The 20,346-nt window shown below is 51.5% G+C and carries 19 protein-coding genes; 13 read left to right on the plus strand and 6 right to left on the minus strand.

Going from position 1 to position 20,346, the window contains the following annotated elements; genetic code table 11:
* Window positions 1-2: 2 nt before the first annotated feature.
* Window positions 3-2,612 carry a DNA topoisomerase (ATP-hydrolyzing) subunit A gene (gene gyrA, locus HMF8227_RS07800; RefSeq protein ID WP_109339647.1) on the minus strand — a complete coding sequence of 870 codons (2,610 nt, stop codon included), beginning with the start codon at window positions 2,610-2,612 and terminating at the stop codon, window positions 3-5.
* Window positions 2,613-2,848: 236 nt separating this feature from the next.
* Here gyrA and ubiG point away from each other — a divergent pair, with 236 nt between their 5' ends.
* The 7 genes from ubiG (at window position 2,849) to HMF8227_RS07835 (ending at window position 10,037) form a co-directional block, all read left to right on the plus strand.
* A complete protein-coding gene (gene ubiG / locus HMF8227_RS07805) occupies window positions 2,849-3,562 on the plus strand; it encodes a bifunctional 2-polyprenyl-6-hydroxyphenol methylase/3-demethylubiquinol 3-O-methyltransferase UbiG (RefSeq protein ID WP_109339648.1) in 714 nt (237 codons plus the stop codon).
* Window positions 3,563-3,565: 3 nt separating this feature from the next.
* Window positions 3,566-4,240, plus strand: coding sequence for an HAD family hydrolase (locus HMF8227_RS07810; RefSeq protein ID WP_109339649.1), 675 nt, complete (start codon window positions 3,566-3,568; stop codon window positions 4,238-4,240).
* Window positions 4,241-4,623: 383 nt separating this feature from the next.
* Window positions 4,624-6,948 carry a class 1a ribonucleoside-diphosphate reductase subunit alpha gene (gene nrdA / locus HMF8227_RS07815; RefSeq protein ID WP_109339650.1) on the plus strand — a complete coding sequence of 775 codons (2,325 nt, stop codon included), beginning with the start codon at window positions 4,624-4,626 and terminating at the stop codon, window positions 6,946-6,948.
* 59 nt (window positions 6,949-7,007) lie between these two features.
* Window positions 7,008-8,138 carry a class Ia ribonucleoside-diphosphate reductase subunit beta gene (gene nrdB, locus HMF8227_RS07820; protein WP_109339651.1) on the plus strand — a complete coding sequence of 377 codons (1,131 nt, stop codon included), beginning with the start codon at window positions 7,008-7,010 and terminating at the stop codon, window positions 8,136-8,138.
* A 5-nt stretch (window positions 8,139-8,143) separates the two neighbouring features.
* On the plus strand, window positions 8,144-8,416 hold the full coding sequence (gene yfaE, locus HMF8227_RS07825) for a class I ribonucleotide reductase maintenance protein YfaE (protein ID WP_109339652.1): 273 nt from the start codon (window positions 8,144-8,146) through the stop codon (window positions 8,414-8,416).
* Between the two features lie 130 nt (window positions 8,417-8,546).
* The gene (locus HMF8227_RS07830; protein ID WP_109339653.1) at window positions 8,547-8,876 is read left to right on the plus strand and encodes a hypothetical protein; all 330 of its coding nucleotides are present in this window, start codon (window positions 8,547-8,549) and stop codon (window positions 8,874-8,876) included.
* A gap of 144 nt (window positions 8,877-9,020) precedes the next feature.
* A complete protein-coding gene (locus HMF8227_RS07835) occupies window positions 9,021-10,037 on the plus strand; it encodes a GGDEF domain-containing protein (RefSeq protein ID WP_338056561.1) in 1,017 nt (338 codons plus the stop codon).
* Here the strand turns inward: HMF8227_RS07835 and HMF8227_RS07840 are convergent.
* Window positions 10,034-10,534, minus strand: a complete 501-nt coding sequence (locus tag HMF8227_RS07840) for a lecithin retinol acyltransferase family protein (protein WP_109339655.1) — start codon at window positions 10,532-10,534, stop codon at window positions 10,034-10,036. The two genes, HMF8227_RS07835 and HMF8227_RS07840, sit on opposite strands and share 4 nt — an antisense overlap.
* Before the next feature lie 166 nt (window positions 10,535-10,700).
* Here HMF8227_RS07840 and HMF8227_RS07845 point away from each other — a divergent pair, with 166 nt between their 5' ends.
* The 5 genes from HMF8227_RS07845 (at window position 10,701) to HMF8227_RS07865 (ending at window position 14,880) form a co-directional block, all read left to right on the plus strand.
* Window positions 10,701-11,918 (plus strand): pyridoxal phosphate-dependent aminotransferase, encoded by a 1,218-nt coding sequence (locus HMF8227_RS07845; RefSeq protein WP_109341043.1) that lies wholly within the window; start codon window positions 10,701-10,703, stop codon window positions 11,916-11,918.
* 2 nt (window positions 11,919-11,920) lie between these two features.
* Window positions 11,921-12,517, plus strand: a complete 597-nt coding sequence (gene yfbR / locus HMF8227_RS07850) for a 5'-deoxynucleotidase (protein WP_109339656.1) — start codon at window positions 11,921-11,923, stop codon at window positions 12,515-12,517.
* A gap of 2 nt (window positions 12,518-12,519) precedes the next feature.
* Window positions 12,520-13,818, plus strand: coding sequence for an anti-phage deoxyguanosine triphosphatase (locus tag HMF8227_RS07855; RefSeq protein ID WP_109339657.1), 1,299 nt, complete (start codon window positions 12,520-12,522; stop codon window positions 13,816-13,818).
* Window positions 13,819-14,003: 185 nt separating this feature from the next.
* Entirely contained in the window at window positions 14,004-14,381 is a 378-nt protein-coding gene (locus HMF8227_RS07860; protein WP_109339658.1) for a hypothetical protein, read from the plus strand.
* A 28-nt stretch (window positions 14,382-14,409) separates the two neighbouring features.
* On the plus strand, window positions 14,410-14,880 hold the full coding sequence (locus HMF8227_RS07865; RefSeq protein ID WP_162558546.1) for a YchJ family protein: 471 nt from the start codon (window positions 14,410-14,412) through the stop codon (window positions 14,878-14,880).
* Window positions 14,881-14,897: 17 nt separating this feature from the next.
* Here the strand turns inward: HMF8227_RS07865 and HMF8227_RS07870 are convergent, their stop codons facing one another.
* On the minus strand, window positions 14,898-15,386 hold the full coding sequence (locus tag HMF8227_RS07870; protein WP_109339660.1) for a VC2046/SO_2500 family protein: 489 nt from the start codon (window positions 15,384-15,386) through the stop codon (window positions 14,898-14,900).
* A 148-nt stretch (window positions 15,387-15,534) separates the two neighbouring features.
* Here HMF8227_RS07870 and HMF8227_RS07875 point away from each other — a divergent pair, with 148 nt between their 5' ends.
* Window positions 15,535-17,196: a response regulator gene (locus HMF8227_RS07875; protein WP_109339661.1), complete on the plus strand. Its 1,662-nt coding sequence runs from the start codon at window positions 15,535-15,537 to the stop codon at window positions 17,194-17,196.
* Here the strand turns inward: HMF8227_RS07875 and HMF8227_RS07880 are convergent.
* The 3 genes from HMF8227_RS07880 to HMF8227_RS07890 all read right to left on the minus strand — a co-directional run bounded on the left by HMF8227_RS07880 (window position 17,193) and on the right by HMF8227_RS07890 (window position 20,317).
* Window positions 17,193-18,152 carry a glutathione S-transferase family protein gene (locus tag HMF8227_RS07880; protein WP_109339662.1) on the minus strand — a complete coding sequence of 320 codons (960 nt, stop codon included), beginning with the start codon at window positions 18,150-18,152 and terminating at the stop codon, window positions 17,193-17,195. The two genes, HMF8227_RS07875 and HMF8227_RS07880, sit on opposite strands and share 4 nt — an antisense overlap.
* Window positions 18,153-18,243: 91 nt before the next feature.
* Complete coding sequence (lhgO, locus tag HMF8227_RS07885; RefSeq protein ID WP_109339663.1) at window positions 18,244-19,455, minus strand: L-2-hydroxyglutarate oxidase; 1,212 nt, start codon at window positions 19,453-19,455, stop codon at window positions 18,244-18,246.
* 4 nt (window positions 19,456-19,459) lie between these two features.
* A complete protein-coding gene (locus HMF8227_RS07890) occupies window positions 19,460-20,317 on the minus strand; it encodes a DUF6279 family lipoprotein (protein ID WP_109339664.1) in 858 nt (285 codons plus the stop codon).
* Between the last annotated feature and the right edge of the window lie 29 nt (window positions 20,318-20,346).

The raw sequence follows: 20,346 nt of genomic DNA on the forward strand, positions 1-20,346 counted from the left end.
GCTCACTCTTCTGTCGTGGTGATACCTTCGGCGCCATTATCGCCGGTTTCTGCAGCGGACTCTTGCCCGTCTTCTAATTGTTCTTCGTCCACTTCCTCGATGCGTTGCAGTCCTACCACAAACTCACCGTCGGCAGTACGAATCAGACGCACACCCTGAGTATTACGACCCACACTGGAGACTTCGTTCACCCGGGTACGTACTAGGGTGCCCTGATTGGAAATCAGCATGATTTCGTCAAACTCGTTCACCTGGACGGCCCCCACCACGTCACCGTTACGTTCGGTTACCTTGATGGACACGACGCCCTTGGTGCCACGGCTCTTAGTGGGATACTCAGCCAGAGAAGTACGCTTACCAAAACCATTTTCGGTGGCGGTGAGCACCTCACCCTCGCCTTCCGGCACGATCAGCGATACCACTTTCTGATCGTCTTCCAGCTTAATGCCCCGAACCCCAGTGGCCGTTCGGCCCATAGAGCGCACTTGATCCTCAGGGAAGCGCACCACCTTGCCGGCATCGGAGAACAGCATGATCTCACTGTCGCCGCCGGTCAATGCAACGCCAATCAATTCATCGCCGTCATTGAGGTTCACGGCGATAATGCCACTGGCCCGAGGACGAGAGTACTGTGTCAGATCGGTCTTTTTCACCGTGCCGTGGGCCGTCGCCATAAAGACGAATTTGTCTTCCACAAACTCGCGGATAGGCAGCATGGCCGTAATGCGTTCGTTGTCTTCCAACGGCAGTATGTTGACGATCGGTTTGCCACGCGCATTACGGCTGGCCAGAGGCAATTGATACGTCTTGATCCAATACAGACGGCCGCGACTGGAGAAGCACAGAATATAGTCATGGGTATTGGCGATCAGAAGGCGATTAATAAAGTCCTCGTCCTTCATCTTCGTGGCTGCTTTGCCCTTACCACCCCGGCGCTGGGCTTCATATTCGCCCAGCTTCTGATACTTAACATACCCTTCATGGGACAGGGTCACCACCACGTCTTCAGAGTCGATCAGATCTTCCATGTCGATCTCATGGCTGGCAGCGGTGATTTCGGTGCGGCGCTCATCACCGTATTCGGCGCGGATTTTCTCCAACTCTTCGCGAATGACTTCCATCAAGCGCTCGGGACTTTCCAAGATATGGATCAGCTCCGCGATCAGATCCAACAGCTCTTTATACTCGCCCAGAATCTTCTCATGTTCTAAACCGGTCAGTTTGTGCAGGCGCAGTTCCAGAATCGCCTGAGCCTGTTGCTCGGTCAGGTAATACTCGCCGTCGCGAATGCCGTATTCCGGCGCCAGCCAATCGGGACGGGCCGCATCCACACCGGCACGCTCCAGCATGTCGGTCACATGGCCTAATTGCCAGCCACGAGACACTAAGCCTTCTTTGGCATCCGCCGGGCTGGGTGAAGCCTTAATCAATTCGATAATAGGATCGATATTAGCCAGTGCAATCGCCAGGCCTTCGAGGATATGGGCCCGATCGCGCGCTTTACGCAGGTCGAACACGGTACGACGAGTCACGACTTCACGGCGATGCAGAATAAAGGCTTCCAGCATCTCTTTGAGGGTGAACACCTTAGGCTGGTTGTTTTCCAGCGCGACCATATTGATGCCAAATACTGTCTGTAACTGAGTATTGGCATACAGATGGTTCAGCAGAACTTCGGCCGACTCGTTGCGTTTCACCTCAATAACGATACGCATACCGTCTTTGTCGGATTCGTCACGCAACGCGGAGACGCCCTCAACACGTTTTTCTTTAACCAGCTCGGCGATCTTCTCGATCAGACGTGCCTTATTCACCTGATAAGGGATCTCGGTGACAATAATGGTTTCTTTACCATTGTCGTCGCATTCGATATCAGCCTTGGCGCGCAGGTAAATCTTGCCTCGCCCCGTTCGATAGGCCTCTTCGATGCCTTTCCGGCCGCTGATAGTAGCCGCAGTGGGGAAATCCGGACCCGGGATGAACTGGATCAGTTCTTCGATGCTGATATCCGGATTCTTAATCAATTCGATACAGCCGTTCACCACCTCGGTCAGGTTATGTGGCGGGATATTAGTGGCCATACCCACGGCAATACCAGAAGAGCCATTGACCAAAAGGTTTGGCACCTTAGTAGGCAGCACATCGGGGATCTGCTCGGTGTTGTCGTAGTTAGGCACATAGTCGACGGTTTCTTTTTCCAGATCCGCCAGCAGTTCACCGGCAATCTTGGCCATGCGAACTTCGGTATAACGCATGGCCGCGGCCGAATCGCCATCCACTGAGCCAAAGTTCCCCTGCCCGTCCACCAGCATATAACGCAGGGAGAACGACTGAGCCATACGCACAATGGTGTCATAAACCGCCGAGTCACCATGGGGATGGTACTTACCGATAACATCCCCGACCACACGGGCCGATTTTTTGTATGGCTTGTTAAAATCATTTTTGAGTTCGTGCATGGCGAACAGCACACGGCGGTGCACTGGTTTAAGACCATCACGAACGTCGGGCAGCGCTCGCCCGACGATTACACTCATGGCGTAATCCAGGTAAGAGTTCTTCAGCTCTTCCTCAATATTAATGGGGAGTATTTCTTTGGCGCGCTCAGTCATATACTGCGTTGTCCCTTTGTTCTTATTAGAATCAGCGGGCGAATATCGGGATGCCTTTCGCCGCAACCGAACCGGCAGCGCAGAGTAGATTCTGCGCCCTTATACAATCGCCCGATTCTACCACCATCCTTTGCAAATAAATAGCCACTGACTGAGTAGATAAGTCCATTTAGGCCTAGTCCGTTTTTGCTCAACTATTTATACTGCCGGTCAGATTTTTCAGTAGTGAGCAGACCATGACCACAGAGGCCAACCAGAACGTTGATCGAAACGAAATAGATAAATTTTCTGCCATCGCCAGCCGTTGGTGGGATCCAGAGGGTGAGTTCAAACCCTTGCACCAAATCAATCCGCTGAGAGTAGATTTTATCGCCAGTCAAAGTGGCGGTCTGTTCGATAAAACAGTGCTGGATGTTGGTTGTGGTGGCGGCCTTTTGTGTGAGGCCATGACCAGACTTGGCGCTAAGGTAACGGGTATCGATATGGCTGAGGAGTCATTAAGTGTTGCGCGCCTACATGCACTGGAATCGCAGCTGGATATCAACTATCACGCTACCACCGCGGAAGCTTATGCCGAAGACAACGCCGGGCAGTTTGAAGTGATAACCTGTCTGGAAATGTTAGAACATGTGCCCGACCCTGAATCTGTGGTCAGGGCTTGCACCAAGCTGGTCAAGCCAGGGGGCCATGTGTTTTTCTCAACCCTTAACCGCAATATTAAATCCTATCTGATGGCCATTGTCGGTGCCGAGTATGTGCTGGGATTAGTGCCTAAGGGAACGCATGAACACGGCAAATTTATCAAGCCTTCTGAACTATTACACTGGCTGGACAGTACTCCGTTGCAGGCACAAAAAATGGAGGGCTTGCATATGAATCCGTTAACCGGCCAGTACTACCTGTCGGACAGCAATGTGGATGTGAACTACCTGCTGCACTGCCGGGCCTGATTAATGACAGACTCGTTTCCAGCCAGGCCACAGGCGCTATTGTTTGACTTAGACGGCACCTTATTGGATACCGCCGATGATATGGGCACGGCCCTAAACCAGTTGCTAAAAGCGTATCAGCGTCCACCAGCCAAGGCTGAGGATTATCGGTTGATCGCCTCCCACGGTGCTAAAGGGATGCTGACACTGGGCTTTGGAGAGCACCTGCCCGACCTGGGGCAAGCAAGTCTGCGGCAACAGTTTTTGGATTTGTATGCCACCGCCATCTGCCGTCATACGCGTTTATATGACGGTATAGAAGCCGTGATCAGTACATTGACTCAACAAGGCATACCCTGGGGAATTGTTACCAATAAACCCCAGACGCTCACCGAAAAGCTGCTAAAGCATTTTCCGGTTTTGTCTGCCGCCGACATCATTCTTTGCGGTGATAGCCTGCCAAGGCGTAAGCCAGACCCATTACCGTTAACCTATGCAGCCGAGAAGTTGGAGGTGGTGTCCCGCCATTGCTGGTATATCGGTGATGCCCGACGGGATATTGATGCTGCTCTCGGGGCGGGCATGATCGCCATTTTGGCTGAGTACGGTTATATCCACCCTAATGAGAATCCCCAACAGTGGCCGGCGGATTACCGGATTACGCACCCAGAGGCATTGTTGGCGTGGTTGGTTCCCTGACGAAAAAATACCCACATCTTGTGACATAATAATGAAGCAACCACTATATATCGTATTATAATAACTAGCGTATTTTTAGAATCAAAAAATTTATAGAGAAATTCCTCCCTAAAAAAGCCTTGCATTTTACACACTGGCGATAACACCGAGATTGCTGCGTGAGTCGATACTAACTCAAATACATCTTGTGTCTGACTGACCATTTAAACACCATATATTGGGTTGCACATTCCCTAAAACCTCACTATCTTGTGTCACCAGTTGCCAGGGACTTCAATCGTTTCATCTTGCTCCGGTTGATTGCGGCAACGAGCTGTTCTCACTTTGATTTTTTGTTCCGTTTCCCAGACGGAGCAAGCTAATAACAATAAACGGCGACTAGCATGAACAACAACATTCTCGTTACCAAGCGCTGCGGCGAAACCGAGCCACTGGATCTGGACAAAATTCATAAAGTCATCACCTGGGCAGCCAAAGGCCTGAACAATGTGTCTGTCTCTCAGGTGGAGATAAAAGCCCATATTCAGTTTTATGACGGTATCAAGACTGCCGACATTCACGAAACTCTGATCAAATCAGCCGCGGATTTAATTTCCAAGGATGCGCCTGACTATCAGTATCTGGCTGCACGACTAGCCATCTTCCACCTGCGTAAAAAAGCATATGGGCAGTTTGAACCGCCTAAGCTGTACGAGCAGGTAGTGAAAATGGTGGAGCTGGGTAAGTATGATCCCCATCTGTTGCAGGACTACAGTAAAGATGAGTTGGATCAGCTTGGTGAATACATCGATCACTGGCGTGATATGAACTTCAGCTATGCCGCCGTTAAACAGCTGGAAGGCAAGTATTTGGTACAAAACCGGGTCACCGGTGATATCTACGAGAGTGCACAGTTTCTGTATATGTTGGTCGCCGCGTGCCTGTTCGCCAACTATCCCAAGGATACCCGACTGAGCTACATCAAGCGTTTCTATGATGCGGTATCCCAGTTCAAGATTTCCCTGCCCACGCCTATTATGTCGGGTGTGCGCACACCAACGCGGCAATTCAGTTCCTGTGTCTTGATCGAAACCGGTGATAGCCTGGATTCCATTAACGCGACTGCCAGCGCCATTGTTAAATACGTCAGTCAACGTGCTGGCATTGGCGTTAACGCCGGTCGTATCCGCGCTCTGGGTAGCCCCATTCGCGGCGGCGAGGCTTTCCATACCGGCTGTATCCCGTTTTACAAGTACTTCCAAACCGCGGTTAAAAGTTGCTCTCAGGGCGGTGTGCGCGGTGGCGCTGCTACCCTGTTCTATCCGCTATGGCACCTGGAAGTGGAGTCGCTGATGGTGCTGAAAAACAACCGCGGCGTGGAGGAAAACCGGGTACGGCACCTGGACTACGGCGTACAGTTTAATAAGCTGATGTATCAGCGTCTGATCAAGGATCAAGACATCACTTTATTCAGCCCCTCGGACGTACCTGGGCTGTATGATGCCTTCTTCCAGGATCAGGACAAATTTGAACAGCTCTATGTTCAGTACGAAAATGATCCCAGCATTCGCAAGAAGACCATTCGCGCCATTGAGCTATTCAGCCTGTTTATGCAGGAGCGAGCCAGTACCGGCCGCATTTATCTGCAGAATGTGGATCACTGCAATACACACAGTCCTTTCGATGCCAAGGTGGCTCCGGTACGCCAGAGCAACCTGTGTCTGGAAATTGCCCTGCCCACTAAACCGCTGGAGCACGTGAACGACGAAAACGGCGAGATTGCCCTTTGCACTCTGTCGGCCTTCAATCTGGGCAAGATCGAAAGCTTGGATGATTTTGAAGAAATGGCCGATCTGGCGGTCCGCGCTCTGGATAGTCTGCTGGATTACCAGGACTACCCGGTCCCTGCTGCCTATAATGCCACCATGGGTCGCCGCACCCTGGGGATTGGCGTAATTAACTTTGCCTATTACCTGGCTAAGCACGGCGTGAAATACTCCGATGGCAGCGCCAACGGCCTGGTACACAAGACGTTTGAGGCGATGCAGTATTACCTTCTCAAAGCCTCAAACAATCTGGCGAAAGAGAAAGGCAAATGCCCGAAATTTGATGAGACCACCTACTCACAAGGCATCCTACCTGTAGATACTTACAAAAAGGATTTGGATTCGGTCTGTAATGAGCCGCTGCATCTGGACTGGGAAGGTCTGCGCAAAGACATTGTTGAACACGGTCTGCGTAACTCTACCTTGTCAGCTCTGATGCCGTCGGAAACCTCATCACAGATTTCTAACGCCACCAATGGCATCGAGCCACCTCGCGGCCACATTAGTGTGAAGAGCAGTAAGGATGGTGTGCTGAAACAGGTGGTTCCAGATTACGAAAATCTCAAAGACGCCTATGAGCTGTTGTGGGACATCCCCTCCAACGATGGCTATCTGCAACTGGTGGGCATCATGCAGAAGTTTGTGGACCAGACCATCTCCGCTAACACTAATTATGACCCCAGCAAATACGACGGTGGCAAGGTGCCCATGAAGCTGTTGCTTAAAGACATGCTGACCGCCTACAAGCTTGGGGTGAAGACCGCTTACTACCACAACACTCGTGACGGTGCGAAAGACGACCAGAATGACCTGATTGCCGGTAGCCAGGCACCCAAGGAAAAAGAAGCCGAAGTCGTGGTCGAAGAAGATGACGACTGCGCCGGCGGTGCCTGCAAAATCTAATATTCGGGGCGGCGATAAGCCGCCCCTTATTGTGTTGCATTTCGAGTATTAAAAAACCTATGAAATATACCACCTTTAATCAGCACTCCATTGATCCTCTTGCCGAGCCGATGTTTTTCGGCAACCCGGTCAATGTGGCCCGTTATGATCAACAAAAACACAGCATCTTCGAGAAGCTGATCGAAAAGCAGATAAGCTTCTTCTGGCGTCCTGAAGAAGTGGACGTCAGCCGCGATCGTATGGACTTCCAGAAGCTGTCCGAGCAAGAAAAACACATCTTCGTGTCCAATCTGAAATACCAGACGCTGCTGGACTCGGTACAGGGTCGCAGTCCTAATATCGCCCTGCTGCCCATCGTGTCGCTGCCAGAGCTGGAAACCTGGATTGAGACCTGGTCCTTCTTCGAGACCATCCACTCGCGCTCCTACACCCATATTCTGCGCAATCTGTTTGACGATCCCAGCTCGGTGTTTGAAGACATCGTGCAAAATGATGAGATTAAACGTCGTGCCACCGATATCTCCCGTTACTACGACGATCTCATCTTCGCCACCCAACTTTGGCAAACACAAGGTGAAGGCACCCACACCGTCGACGGCGAGACTCATGTCATCAATCAGCGCGAGCTTAAGAAAAAGCTCTACCTGTGCATGAACTCGGTTAATGCCTTGGAAGCCATTCGCTTCTATGTCTCCTTTGCCTGTACCTTCGCCTTTGCCGAACGCAAACTGATGGAAGGCAATTCCAAGCTGATTAAGCTGATCGCACGGGATGAGAACCTGCACCTCACCTCAACCCAGCATATCCTCAACCTTTGGGCCAAGGGCAAAGACGACCCGGAAATGGCCGAAGTCGCCGAGGAGTGTAAAGAGGAAGCCCGGCAGATCTTCATGACTGCCGTCGAGCAGGAAAAGCAATGGGCCGAGTATCTGTTCCAGTACGGCTCCATGATCGGCCTGAACAAGGACATCCTCTGCCAGTACGTCGAGTTTATTGCCAATCAGCGCATGATGGCCATCGGCTTCGAGGCTCCCTTTGATATCAAATCCAACCCCCTGCCCTGGATGAACAACTACCTGAACTCAGATAATGTGCAGGTAGCGCCTCAGGAAGCGGAAATCAGCTCCTATCTGGTGGGTCAGATCGACAGCGAAGTCAGCAGCGATGACTTTGGAGACTTCGATCTCTAAAGCCCATGAGTCACAGTAAGGATGACGTGTTTATGATTCAGGTGAATGAACAACCGGCCTTCGAGTGCCCTAAGGACAAAACGGTACTCGAAGCCATGGAGTCCAACGACCTGGAAGTCCACTTTCACTGTCGGGAAGGCTTTTGCGGCGCCTGCCGTACTAAGCTTGTCGACGGTGAAGTGGATTACACCACCGACCCGCTCGCTTTTATCGACGATGACGAAATCCTGCCGTGTTGCTGTGTGCCCAAGAGTGCCATTAAGCTCAAACAGGTTTAGGCATCCAGCCTTTTGCTTGAACCCTACGCTGGCCTTTGAAACCATGCTGTCATCTATCCCATGAAACAATATGGAACTCAGGGTATAAATCCCTGTCTCTAGGTTTTAGCCTGATCGCAAAGGAGCTGCCATGACACCTCGACTTAAACTGCTTTTTGTTTTATCCACCGTCTTATATTGCAGCGGCTGTACCGTGTTGGGCGGTATACTCGATCACAGTATTGGTGCTGACGATCCAGCCTTGCAAGTTATCGGTGAAGGCATTGACCGAGCCATACTTCACCAGATACAGAATAAAAAAATCAAAGATTGCTACGACTATCCTGAAGGCATCCAACGTACCTCCTGTCTAAGTAAGGCCCGGGCGGCCAATAAGGCCATCAAAGCCCGTCATAAGCAACCACCATCGTCAGAACAGAATGAATTACGGTCTCATCCTCACTGGGTAAATGGGGCCTAAGATGATCGCTTTGCCGCTGCCAACGATATTTTCGTTGGCTGGGTTGCCGGTTGCCAGTGGCTTTGGCTATCTGTACCCGGGTGCTAGTCGCTTTTCCCGTTAACTGGTAAGCTGTCAGTAAAGTAAGACACTGGACGACCCATCGTGAGCGACGAGCTGGATAAATCCTTTCAGGTACTCAAACAGACCATTCCTCTGTTGCTGAAACACAAAATCCCGGCCATACCAACGAACTACGCGCTCTGGTATACCTACACAGCCAACCAAAAGCCGGAATTAAACCGCGAGTTGGACGCCATGACCGAGGCGGGCCGACCTATGTCAAAGGTGCACGCCAAAGAGCTATACCGTAAGCACTTTGCCGACGAGCAGGAGGTCAGTAGCTGGCAGCTGCGTCAGTCACTGGAAGCCATGTTGATCGAGTTGTCCCAATCCCTGACAGACACCAAGAACAATACTCATGAGTTCAAACAGTGCATGGACTCCTGTATGGACGATCTGGATAAAGTGGAGAAAGAGGGCTGGTCCATGGATGAGGTCATGCAACTGGTGCGTACCATGGTCACGGAAACCCAACAGATTCGCCGTTCCACCCTAGACTTTAGCGCTGCGCTTATCAGTGCGGAGAAAGAGATCGCCGAGTTACGCAGTAAGCTAGAAGAAACACAGCACGATGCCTTCTATGATGCTCTGACCGACCTCTATAACCGTCGCTATCTCGATGAAGAACTCGATAATATGAAGGTAGAAGACGGCGTGTGCCTTATTATGATCGATGCCGACCATTTCAAAGAGGTTAACGATAATTACGGCCACCAAATGGGTGATCGGGTGCTAAAGGCGATTGCTAAACAGCTGAAACAAAAGTGCCGAGATAATGCCGTACCCTATCGCTTTGGCGGCGAGGAGTTTGCCGTTTTAATGACTCACAGCAGTCTGAAACAGGCTACTCGTCAGGCCGAACTCATCCGCAAGTCGCTGGAAAAGATCACCGTAGTAGATAGGCGGGCTAACCGCACCTTAAGTGGTATTACCGCCTCGTTTGGCGTGGCCGAATACCAAAAAGGGATGCGCCGCAGCGATTTATTAGAACAGGCCGATAAACAACTGTATGAGGCCAAGCGCCTGGGCCGGAACCGGGTAATGCCAATACCTGGTTAGTCCAGCACGATCTCGCGCCAGCGGACCTCGCTGTCAAAGTAGTCATGCAGCACGGTGGTCAGCTCACCAAACAGAATGACCTTGTCTGGATGGCCCAGACATTGGCTGACAAAGTGATGGCAATTACGGGCCAGCAAATGATAGTCATCGTATTCAAAAATACGCTGCACCGCTTGAGCGGCGATCTGCTCGCAGGCTAACGGGTTGCCTTGGCTATCGCAGGCCACACGAATGGTGGAACCACTACGCTTGTCGATAAACCGTCGGGGCGCCACTGCCTTAATCAATCCACAGCCGTGACGTTCAATCACAGAGCCTTCCACCCAGATCCCCGAGTGCTCAAACATCCCATAAATACCACAGTACACCACGGCACCGTCGGGGATATCCCGCGGCTTCAGCGCCAGACCGGCTTTCGTTTTGGCGGGTCTGGACAGATGATAACCGGCAACGCAGGCACCCAGCCCCACGCCTGCCCAAATCAGAGGTAACGGCATAAGCTCTCGTAAATCAGTCTAAGTCAGACAAAACCCAGTGTGCCTGAAAATACTGCCAAAAATCGTGATCATTTGTAACACATTGTGAGCCCCGCTGACTTTCCCCACAGACAGGCATAGGTTAGTGTATAGGCCTGTAGAAATGTATGATTCAGCCAGTTACTTCATGAAAAGCATTAAAAAGTCCGACAAGCTACAGGATGTGTGCTACGACATCCGAGGGCCGGTTCTTACCGAGGCACGCCGTCTGGAGGACGAGGGCGCCAAGGTACTCAAACTCAATATCGGCAATCCTGCCCCGTTTGGCTTTGATGCGCCGGACGACATTTTAAAAGACGTGATCCACAATCTGCCTACCGCGCAGGGCTATGGCGATGCCAAGGGCATCTATTCAGCCAGAGTGGCGGTAATGCAGTATTACCAGCAAAAAGGCATCCAGAACATCGATATTGACGATGTTTATATCGGTAACGGCGTCAGTGAACTCATTGTGATGGCCATGCAAGCCTTATTGAATAGCGGCGATGAGGTGCTGATCCCCAGTCCTGATTATCCGCTGTGGACCGGTGCAGTCAGCCTGTCCTCGGGCACGCCGGTGCATTATGTGTGTGACGAGCAGTCGGGTTGGTTCCCGGATATCGACGATATTAAAGCCAAGATCACCACCAATACCCGCGCAATTGTGCTAATTAACCCGAACAACCCCACCGGCGCGGTATACTCCAAAGAGCTGCTGTTGGAGATCATTGAACTGGCGCGCCAGCATGATCTCATCATCTTCAGCGATGAGATCTACGATAAAATCCTCTACGATGAGGCCAAACACATCAGTACCGCTTCACTGGCCGATGATGTCTTTCTGGTAACTTTGTCGGGCCTGTCGAAGAACTATCGGGTGGCCGGTTTTCGGGTCGGCTGGATGATGATCAGCGGTGACAAAGCCCGTGGCCGGGATTACATTGCCGGACTGGATATGCTGGCCTCCATGCGCCTGAGCGCCAATGTGCCCTGCCAGCACGCCATTCAAACGGCACTGGGCGGCTATCAGAGCATTGATGATCTGGTTAAAGCCGATGGTCGCCTGCGTTTGCAGCGGGATATCGCCTGGCGCATGCTGGATCAGACCCCCGGATTATCAGTGGTGAAACCCAAAGGCGCCATGTATTGTTTTGCCAAGGTTGACGCGAAAGCATTTGGCATCAAGGACGATGAGCAAATGGTGCTGGATCTGCTGCGACAGGAAAAGGTACTGCTGGTCCATGGCAATGCCTTTAACCTCAAACAGGGCTGTTATTTTCGTGTGGTGTTCTTACCCCATGCCGAAGAGTTACAGAGCGCCATGAAGAAAATTCAACACTTCTTCAGCCATTACCGGCAGAGCTAGCCATGAGTCAGTCACAGAGCCACTTTTTCGCTCACCTCTCGCGCATGAAGCTGATCAGCCGCTGGCCGTTGATGCGTAATGTCAGCAAGGAAAATGTGCAGGAACACAGCTTACAAGTGGCCATGGTGGCCCATGGCCTGGCGCTGATCAAAAACAAACATTTCGGCGGCAATGTGGACCCATACCGCATCGCTACCCTGGCGCTGTTTCACGATGTGTCTGAAGTGCTCACCGGCGATCTGCCTACCCCGGTTAAATACTTTAACCCGGCGATTCAGAAAGAATATAAAAAAATCGAACACATCGCCGAGCAGAAACTGATTGAAATGACCCCGGATGATTTTCGCGATCATTATGCCGGGCTTATCGATAACAGTCATCACAGCGATCAAGAACGCTTCTTGGTTAAAGCGGCCGATGTGCTCTGCGCCTACTTAAAAACCCTGGAAGAACTATCGGCGGGTAATCATGAATTTGAGCTGGCTAAGAAACGTCTGGATCAAATCCTCAAGGACTACCAGTCGCCAGAAGTCGACTATTTTATGCAAGTTTATGTACCCAGTTTCTCCCTGAGTCTGGATGAAATCACGCAGGAGTGACCATGACCGCTTCTCCCTGGCTTGAACGACGTCACCAACAAACCGCTCGAAGCGGTGATTTACGCTCGCCCTTTCATCGTGATAAAGCCAGAATCTTGCACTCTGCCGCTTTTCGGCGTCTGCAGGCCAAAACCCAGGTACTGGGCGTCGGGGTGAGCGACTTTCACCGTACCCGACTCACTCACTCGTTGGAGGCAGCCCAAATCGGTCATGGCATCGGTGAACTGTTGAAGCGCAAATACCCAGAACTTACCCAGACATTAGCGCTCAGCGACGATCTCATCGAAGCCCTGTGCCTGGCCCATGACATTGGCCACCCACCTTTCGGTCACGGCGGCGAGACGGCTTTGCATCACAAGATGCGCGCTTATGGTGGCTTTGAGGGTAACGGCCAGACCTTCCGTATTGTCAGCAAGCTCGAACCCTACAGCCCGGACGCCGGAATGAACTTGTGCCGCCGCACTCTGCTGGGGCTGGTTAAATACCCGGCCCTGTTGTCGCAACTCGAGAATTCCGGCCCCGTTCCCAAACGGCTATCTGAAGCTTCGCCGCCCAAAGGCCTGTTTGAGGATGACGCCGATGTCTTTGATTGGTTACTGACCCCATTCAGCGATGCCGACAGAGCCCGATTTACCCAAACCCAGCCTGATGACGTCCACCGACGAACCCGTTATAAGTCCTTTGATTGCTCAATCATGGAGCTGGCCGACGATATCGCCTACAGCATCCACGATTTAGAAGACGCCATTGTGATGGGTATCGTGCTTAAGCAAGATTTCGAACAGGCGGTGATCGGGCCCATCGAACACATTGGTGACAAAAGCCTGAACGCGTTTCTGCCCGATTTAAGTGAGCAGCTTTTCAGCCCCAATCACTATGATCGCAAAAACGCCATTGGCGCACTGGTAAACGCCTTTATCACTCATACCGAGATCACCCTCACCGATGAAGCATTCGAAAGCCCGCTGCTGCGTCATAATGCCGCCCTGCCCCACGCCTATGCCGAAGCTCTGGGGGCATTTAAACACTTTGTGTTTGAACAGGTGATCTGTGCTCAGCCTGTCCGTGTCGCAGAATACCGCGGCCAGCAACTGGTCATGGCACTGTTCGACGCGCTCACCGATGAGCCGGAAAAACTATTACCTGCCAACACCCGTCAACGGTGGATAAAAGCCCATAAAGAAGGGCAAAATCCTCACCGGGTTATTGCCGATTATATTTCCGGCATGACCGACGAGTATGCCTCCAGTCTCTATCGTTCACTGTATTTGCCGCCTTCCGGACGACATACGCTGATTTAACCCCACTGTGCTGCTTTAACTCACACTGCTGCCGACGGCTGCGGTGGGTAGATGCCTGTGCTTTCTGATTGCACCTCACTTTACAGCTATCCTCGCAGCCCAAATAATCCACAAAAAACACTTGCATGTTTATTTATACAGTACTAATGTATTCCATATACTGTATAAACAAACAGGTAACGATAATGGCAATTGTAAAACTGAATTCTGACTACCCACAGCTTCCCACGCTAACAACAGCATCGCTGACCGACGGTGGCAGGCTGGTTCAGCTTTACCAACAAGGCACAACCGACAGACGCTGGACCTTTGTATTATCGGATACTCTTAAGTTGGCACAGCCCGATTGCCTGCACCTTCGTCGTCCCGAAGCCGAAGATGCTCAACAGTGGCTGGAAAAGATCATCACTGCCGGCCAATGCCGACTGATTCTGACCGACGATTTACCTAAGCAGTGGCTGGACTATGAACGCCTGGAATCCTTAGCGGCACAATATCAGGTTACACTGGTGAATTTGCGCCGCCCGGATCTGGACAACACCCTGGTTTATGGTCCATGGTAAGGCGCTTTGTTACCCATGCGGATTGATTATGCAGTGTTATTGCGGCTCTGGGCTAAGCTTCGCTGATTGTTGCGAGCCTTTGATTCTGGGGCAGTGTTCTCCACCTTCGGCCGAGGCATTGATGCGCTCCCGATACAGCGCCTATGCCAGCCAGAATTATGATTATATTTTAAAGACCTACAGTGCAGACCAAAGAGCGGGCCTGAGCGCCGAGGCACTGGAAGAAGCGGCTGCGAGCAGTCAATGGCTGGCTCTGCGCATTGAGGCCACCACTTCGGCCTCACAAAACCATCCTGAACAAGTGCAGTTTTGCGCGTACTACCGGGAGCAAGGTCAGCTCTGCCAATTACGGGAAACCTCCAACTTTGTGGTAGAGCACGGTGAGTGGCGCTATAGGGATGGTGTTATTGCCCCGGATTCCGGACCTGTCAAATGGCCACGCAACCAGAGTTGTTTTTGCGGTAGCGGCCTTAAATACAAACGCTGCCACGCACGGTAATACTGACCCGAACCCTGTTAGGCCGCCTGAGACAGTCCGGAATGAGGCTTGAGATCCTGCAATATCTCATACAAGCCTGTGGCATCCTGAGATACCTCGGAAGAATCGACCTGACCTTTCAGCCGCTGTTGAGCCGGGTAGGACATATTGCCCATCACCTCATCATCGATATGCTTAGGATCATTGTGCAGCGACATCGGGCAAGGGTGCATGGCCGACCATAGCCTGGCCGAGCTTAACTGGCTCTGGCGGACCAGTTCACCCGTTTTCTCCTCCATGGACCAGTGTATTGGTTCGGCTTTCAGCGCAGCCTGAGGGGCTACTGATAACTCTGCCAGTACAGAGTCAGATGCGGGAGTGTCGCTACTCGGCTCTATCCTTGGCCGGTGTAACCAATCTTCCATCAACATAGACAGCATCAAATTGAATTCGCTGCCATGCCCCTGTTGCAGGGTTTGCCCTAACTGGCCGCTAAACTCAATATCACTGTCAATAATCGGAATCATGACGTTTCTCCAACACACCTACCTGTTTATCGTATGAGCGTTTAAAACCTTTAACAAAATCGGTGACTTGCTTTCATTGCCGCTTTGAAAGATGATGCGTTGGTCGGGAAGTATTAACGAATTGGTTTAAAGGAGATAGGCTCTCTGCATGGCGGCATTGTCTTACCACAACAAGCGTATTCTGATCGTGGACGATCAACGTCCCTTCCTGATTATGCTGCGGGGAGTCATGAACAACCTGGGTGCCACCAACGTGGTGATCGCCAACAATGGTGAAACGGCGGTCTCTTCCTGTCGCAAAGAAAAATTCGATATTGTGATCGCCGATCTGCATTTGGGCAGTGATAAGAAAAACGGCTTTCAGTTGTTGGAGGAACTCAGAGAACGAAAGCTGATCAGTCCCAGCACCCTGTTTATCATGGTCAGTGCCGACAGCGAGCGGCCTGTGGTGCTGGGCAGTATGGAAAAACGCCCCGATGACTTTATTATCAAGCCTTTTTCTCAGGCACAGATAAACAGCCGTCTGAGTAAAGCCTATCAGAAGCGTCAGACGCTGCTGCCTATCTATAAGCAGATTTCAGAAAAAAATTATCAGGCTGCCGCCGATTTGTGCCGTGAATTTATTCAGCATAATCAAAAGTACAAGCAATACTGCCTGATGTTGCTGGTGGAACTACTGTGGTTACTGAATCAAAATGAGCAGGCCCTGTCTATCCTCAAGTCACTGGAAAAGAGCCAGGCGACCCCGCTGCCCTGGGTGAGCGTGGCCCTGGCCCGTACTTATATGAACCAAGGCAAACTCAACGACGCCATTTATGCAGCCAGCGGCATTCTGAATAAACGTCTTTTTGCCGCCGACGGACTGGATATTCTGGCTCAATGCTATTCCAACAGAGAAGACTTTGAGCAAGCCATCGAGCATATTCGTAAAGCCATCGACACCTCACCGCTGTCATTAAAACGCCAGTTTCTGGGCTGCGAAATTGCCCGGGCTGCTGGTGACTGGACTCTGGCTAAAGAATGCTGTCAGGCCATCTTAAGTCAGACCAAGCGCTCTGTGCACCGCAGCGTCATCCACCTGTGTAATTATGTGCGCAGTATACTGGATGAGGCCGAGCACGCCGATGATAAGAACCAGCGCAACAAGCTTCAGCAAGAAGCCATGGTAGCCATTGAGCGTAACCGCCGCGACGAGTTGTTAACTCGCACCCGGGAAGCCTTCGACTTTGAGATTTTCGAGGAGTTAATCGGTGCTCGCATCAATGTCCTCGATGGAAGACTGCTGGACGCCAAGCTGACACTCACTCGAACTCAGAAAGACATTGACACCCGTTTTGATGATTACCCTATTCACCTGGCTCCTGAGTCGATGACTCTGGCCTATTCTCTGGGTGAATACGAGCATGGCAACTGGTTAATGGCCCAGATAAAGGACTCTGAACTGACAGAGGATCCCAGTACCCAGTTTCTGGTCACCCGCACCGAGCGCCAGCAAGCCCAGGCGCAGGCCAGCTACAATAAATTTAGCAAGGAAGGTCGCGCCTTCTACGCAGGCGGTCAATACCAGGCCGCATACGAAAGCTTTACCAAGGCGCTGGAGCTCGCCCCTATGAACACCGGCGTGACCATCAACCTGTTGCAGTGCATGATGAAGCTGTTCGAAATGATGGAGAAACCAGAGCCTCAGATGATCACTCGCTGTCGTCAGTTATTCCGCACCCTGGAAAGTGTTCCGCTCACCGAGCAATACAAACTCAAGTTCGACAGTATCAAAGGCCCACTGCAAGACTACATTCGACGCCGACGTTAAATGGGCTTGTCGGCCCGGTTATGCGGACGCTGCCAATCTAACTCCGGCCCCTTAGGAATGACTTGAGTTGGATTGATCATCGTGTGGCTGTAGTAATAATGCCGTTTGATCTGATCCAGATTGACGGTTTCTGCAATACCGGGATGCTGATACAACTCTCTCAAGTAGTTGGACAGATTTGGATAATCGGCGATCCGCTGTCGGTTGCATTTAAAGTGGCCCACATACACAGGATCGAAGCGCACCAGGGTGGTAAAAAGCCGCCAGTCGGCTTCTGTTAGCTGTCCCTTCACCAGATAGCGTTGCTCAGCCAGTATCTGCTCCACATAATCCAACCCTTCAAATAATTCTCCAAAGGCCTCTTCATAAGCCTCCTGAGTCGTGGCGAAGCCGGTTTTGTAAACGCCATTATTGATGCGGTGATACACCCAATCGTTGACCTTGTCGATGGCTGGTTGCAGCTCGGCAGGGTAAAAATCCAGCTTGTTATCCGTGAGAGTATTGAAGTCGGAATTAAAAATACGCACGATCTCGGACGATTCATTGTTAACGATGGTTTGCCTCGCTTTATCCCAAAGCACGGGTACCGTCACTCGTCCTGTGTAATCGGGTTTGGCTTTGGTATACAGCTGATGCATGTAATCCAAACCATAAAGCTTATCGCCAGTGCTCCCCGGGTAATCACTGAATTCCCAGCCGTTCTCCAGCATGTCGGGGGAAACAATGGAGATATCGATATGTGCTTCCAGACCTTTCAGCTTTCTCAAAATCAACGCTCGGTGAGCCCAGGGACACGCCAAAGACAAGAACAAATGGTAACGGTCTGACTCCGGCCTGAAGGGACCGTTATCACTGACAGTATGGCGAAACTGTGACTCCTGGCGCTTAAACTTGCCGCCGTTCTTATCGGTATCGTACCACTTATCCTGCCACCGCCCTTCAACTAATAATCCCATGGGGACCTCCTCGTGATGACTAACTCCCTCAATTAAAGTCCATTACTAAACAGAACAAAACTGCAATATCATGGTCTTTATTTTCGATATATTAGAAATGTTGCTCCCCGTCACCAACAAGCTTTTGGATCAGTGCATCGGCAATAGGAATGGACGAGGTGGCTGCCGGTGACGGCGCGTTACCAACATGCAGGCTGCGCTCCGTCTGCAAAAAGTGAAAATCATGCAGCATCTCGCCTTTAGCATTGACTGCCTGAGCCCGGATACCGCTGGGGTATGGTTGCAAGTCCCGCCGTTGAATTTGCGGGCAGTATTTACGGACTTGTTGTAAATAGCCTGATGTCCAAAGCGAGTTTTTCATCTCTTCAAGACCACTTTGCCAGTAACGCCCCATCAAACGCCAAAAGCCTCCAAACGTGGCCATTTGCATGCAATCCGTGCCGCTAAATCGCCGCCACTGGTAAGCTTCTCGTCCGGCGGCCAATACCGCATTAGGCCCCACCGTGACCGAACCGTCGATCATTCGGGTCAGATGTACCCCAAGGAAAGGCAGTGAGGGATCCGGCACCGGATAGATCAGGTGCCGACAGATCTGGTTCAGACGCTTCGGCAACCGAAAGTATTCTCCGCGAAAAGGAATTATCTGAAAATCCGGTTCGAGCCCCATCATACGCGCCAGGCGGTCGGTCATCAGTCCGGCACAATTCACCAGCCGTTCCGTCTGGATGACCTCTTCATTCGTTTTTACAGTGACACCCTGGCTTCCTTCATCCAGTCCCTGCACCTGAGCGGAAAAACGGACCTCAACACCGTTTTTCTGCGCCAGTTCCAGCATTCGCCGGGCGACACGGGCGTAATCCACAATACCGGTATCTTTGACTCTTATCGCGGCTTTTCCGCTAATGTTCGCTTCCATTCGGTGAAGTTCATAGGCGTCCACCCACTGCGGCTGCAAGCCATTGTCCTGACAACGAAACCACAGCTTTTCAAGGCGCTGAACTTCTTGCTCGCTGGTGGCGACGATCAATTTACCGGGCTGAGCGTAAGGAATCTGTTGCTGACGACAAAACGCGATAACTTCCTTCAGCCCCTGACGACAATACCGTGCCTTTAAGCTGTCAGGCGGATAATAGACTCCGGCATGAATAACACCGGAGTTACGCCCGGTCTGATGCAGCGCCACCTCAGATTCTTTCTCCAACAATACTACACGTTTTCGGGGGTAACGCTGACTCAGACGCCAGGCCAGAGCCGTACCTATGATACCGCCGCCGATAATAGTCAGGTCATAAGACCGCTTCACCCGCTTATTCCTCATGCATGCTGTTGATATCGCCAATCAGCTCAGATAACTCCCGGTTCAGATGGCTGCGTTGTTTGTCATCGAGACCTGGCAGCAACTGAGCCAGAAGATGGGCATAGTGTTGACGATTGACCTCTCTTAGCCGAGGCAGTTCATCGCCCTGAAATTGCTCGACCCGAGTCATCACCTCTACAAAGCGACGCTTAAAGTCTGGCTCTGAACGGTGTTCTATTAATAGTTTTTTTACCGCATCACGCCAGCGCTGGCGGTAAGCCATCCAGGGTTCAAAGGTGGAGCGATAACGGCTCTGATAAACTTTTACCGGTTCAATCTGAGCATCATGCAACTCACCGACCCAACGCTCTAAATCCTCAACCACTTCCTGGTAACGAACTTCAAAGATTTCCTGCTGATTGAGTCCTTCCAGCTGTTCCGCCCGTTCTTCCCGACGTTCGCGATCATTGCCCTCTAATTCTTTAAAAATTGACGCTATCTGTTTATCGGATAATGTTCTGGCCAGAGGCACCAAGTCGGGCACCAGGGTATCTCTTAGTCGCTCCCAATGCCCCCTGGCCTGCTCAAAATGCTCCAGCCACTGTGGTTCGGTCATTGCACCCTGGTTTAGCTGCTCACGCAGCTGCTTTAACTGAGCCCGGTACTGAGGCAACTCCTGCTGTTGGTGCCAGTCCAACCATTGACTCATCTTCTGGTCAAATTCACGCTTCTGCTGCCGGTCCAGATCCACATAGTCGTCAAGATACCAGTGCACCAACCAATCCAGGTTGTTATAGACAAAAGTGGTTGAACAACCAGCGAGGGTCAGAACCATCGCCGCCGCCACAAATAATCGCTTGAATGTCATCGTCTGTTTTCCCTTGTTAACCCCGTTAA

The sequence above is a fragment of the Saliniradius amylolyticus genome (assembly GCF_003143555.1).
In the GTDB taxonomy this organism is placed as follows: domain Bacteria; phylum Pseudomonadota; class Gammaproteobacteria; order Enterobacterales; family Alteromonadaceae; genus Saliniradius; species Saliniradius amylolyticus.

Coding starts and splice junctions, on each gene's coding strand:
- HMF8227_RS07890 (WP_109339664.1), bottom strand. CDS start 20,317: ATGACATTCAAGCGATTATTTGTGGCGGCGGCGATGGTTCTGACCCTC.
- HMF8227_RS07855 (WP_109339657.1), top strand. CDS start 12,520: ATGACCGCTTCTCCCTGGCTTGAACGACGTCACCAACAAACCGCTCGA.
- yfaE (WP_109339652.1), top strand. CDS start 8,144: ATGAGTCACAGTAAGGATGACGTGTTTATGATTCAGGTGAATGAACAA.
- HMF8227_RS07875 (WP_109339661.1), top strand. CDS start 15,535: ATGGCGGCATTGTCTTACCACAACAAGCGTATTCTGATCGTGGACGAT.
- HMF8227_RS07870 (WP_109339660.1), bottom strand. CDS start 15,386: ATGATTCCGATTATTGACAGTGATATTGAGTTTAGCGGCCAGTTAGGG.
- nrdA (WP_109339650.1), top strand. CDS start 4,624: ATGAACAACAACATTCTCGTTACCAAGCGCTGCGGCGAAACCGAGCCA.
- yfbR (WP_109339656.1), top strand. CDS start 11,921: ATGAGTCAGTCACAGAGCCACTTTTTCGCTCACCTCTCGCGCATGAAG.
- ubiG (WP_109339648.1), top strand. CDS start 2,849: ATGACCACAGAGGCCAACCAGAACGTTGATCGAAACGAAATAGATAAA.
- HMF8227_RS07810 (WP_109339649.1), top strand. CDS start 3,566: ATGACAGACTCGTTTCCAGCCAGGCCACAGGCGCTATTGTTTGACTTA.
- gyrA (WP_109339647.1), bottom strand. CDS start 2,612: ATGACTGAGCGCGCCAAAGAAATACTCCCCATTAATATTGAGGAAGAG.
- nrdB (WP_109339651.1), top strand. CDS start 7,008: ATGAAATATACCACCTTTAATCAGCACTCCATTGATCCTCTTGCCGAG.
- HMF8227_RS07840 (WP_109339655.1), bottom strand. CDS start 10,534: ATGCCGTTACCTCTGATTTGGGCAGGCGTGGGGCTGGGTGCCTGCGTT.
- HMF8227_RS07830 (WP_109339653.1), top strand. CDS start 8,547: ATGACACCTCGACTTAAACTGCTTTTTGTTTTATCCACCGTCTTATAT.
- HMF8227_RS07845 (WP_109341043.1), top strand. CDS start 10,701: ATGAAAAGCATTAAAAAGTCCGACAAGCTACAGGATGTGTGCTACGAC.
- HMF8227_RS07865 (WP_162558546.1), top strand. CDS start 14,410: ATGCAGTGTTATTGCGGCTCTGGGCTAAGCTTCGCTGATTGTTGCGAG.
- HMF8227_RS07880 (WP_109339662.1), bottom strand. CDS start 18,152: ATGGGATTATTAGTTGAAGGGCGGTGGCAGGATAAGTGGTACGATACC.
- HMF8227_RS07860 (WP_109339658.1), top strand. CDS start 14,004: ATGGCAATTGTAAAACTGAATTCTGACTACCCACAGCTTCCCACGCTA.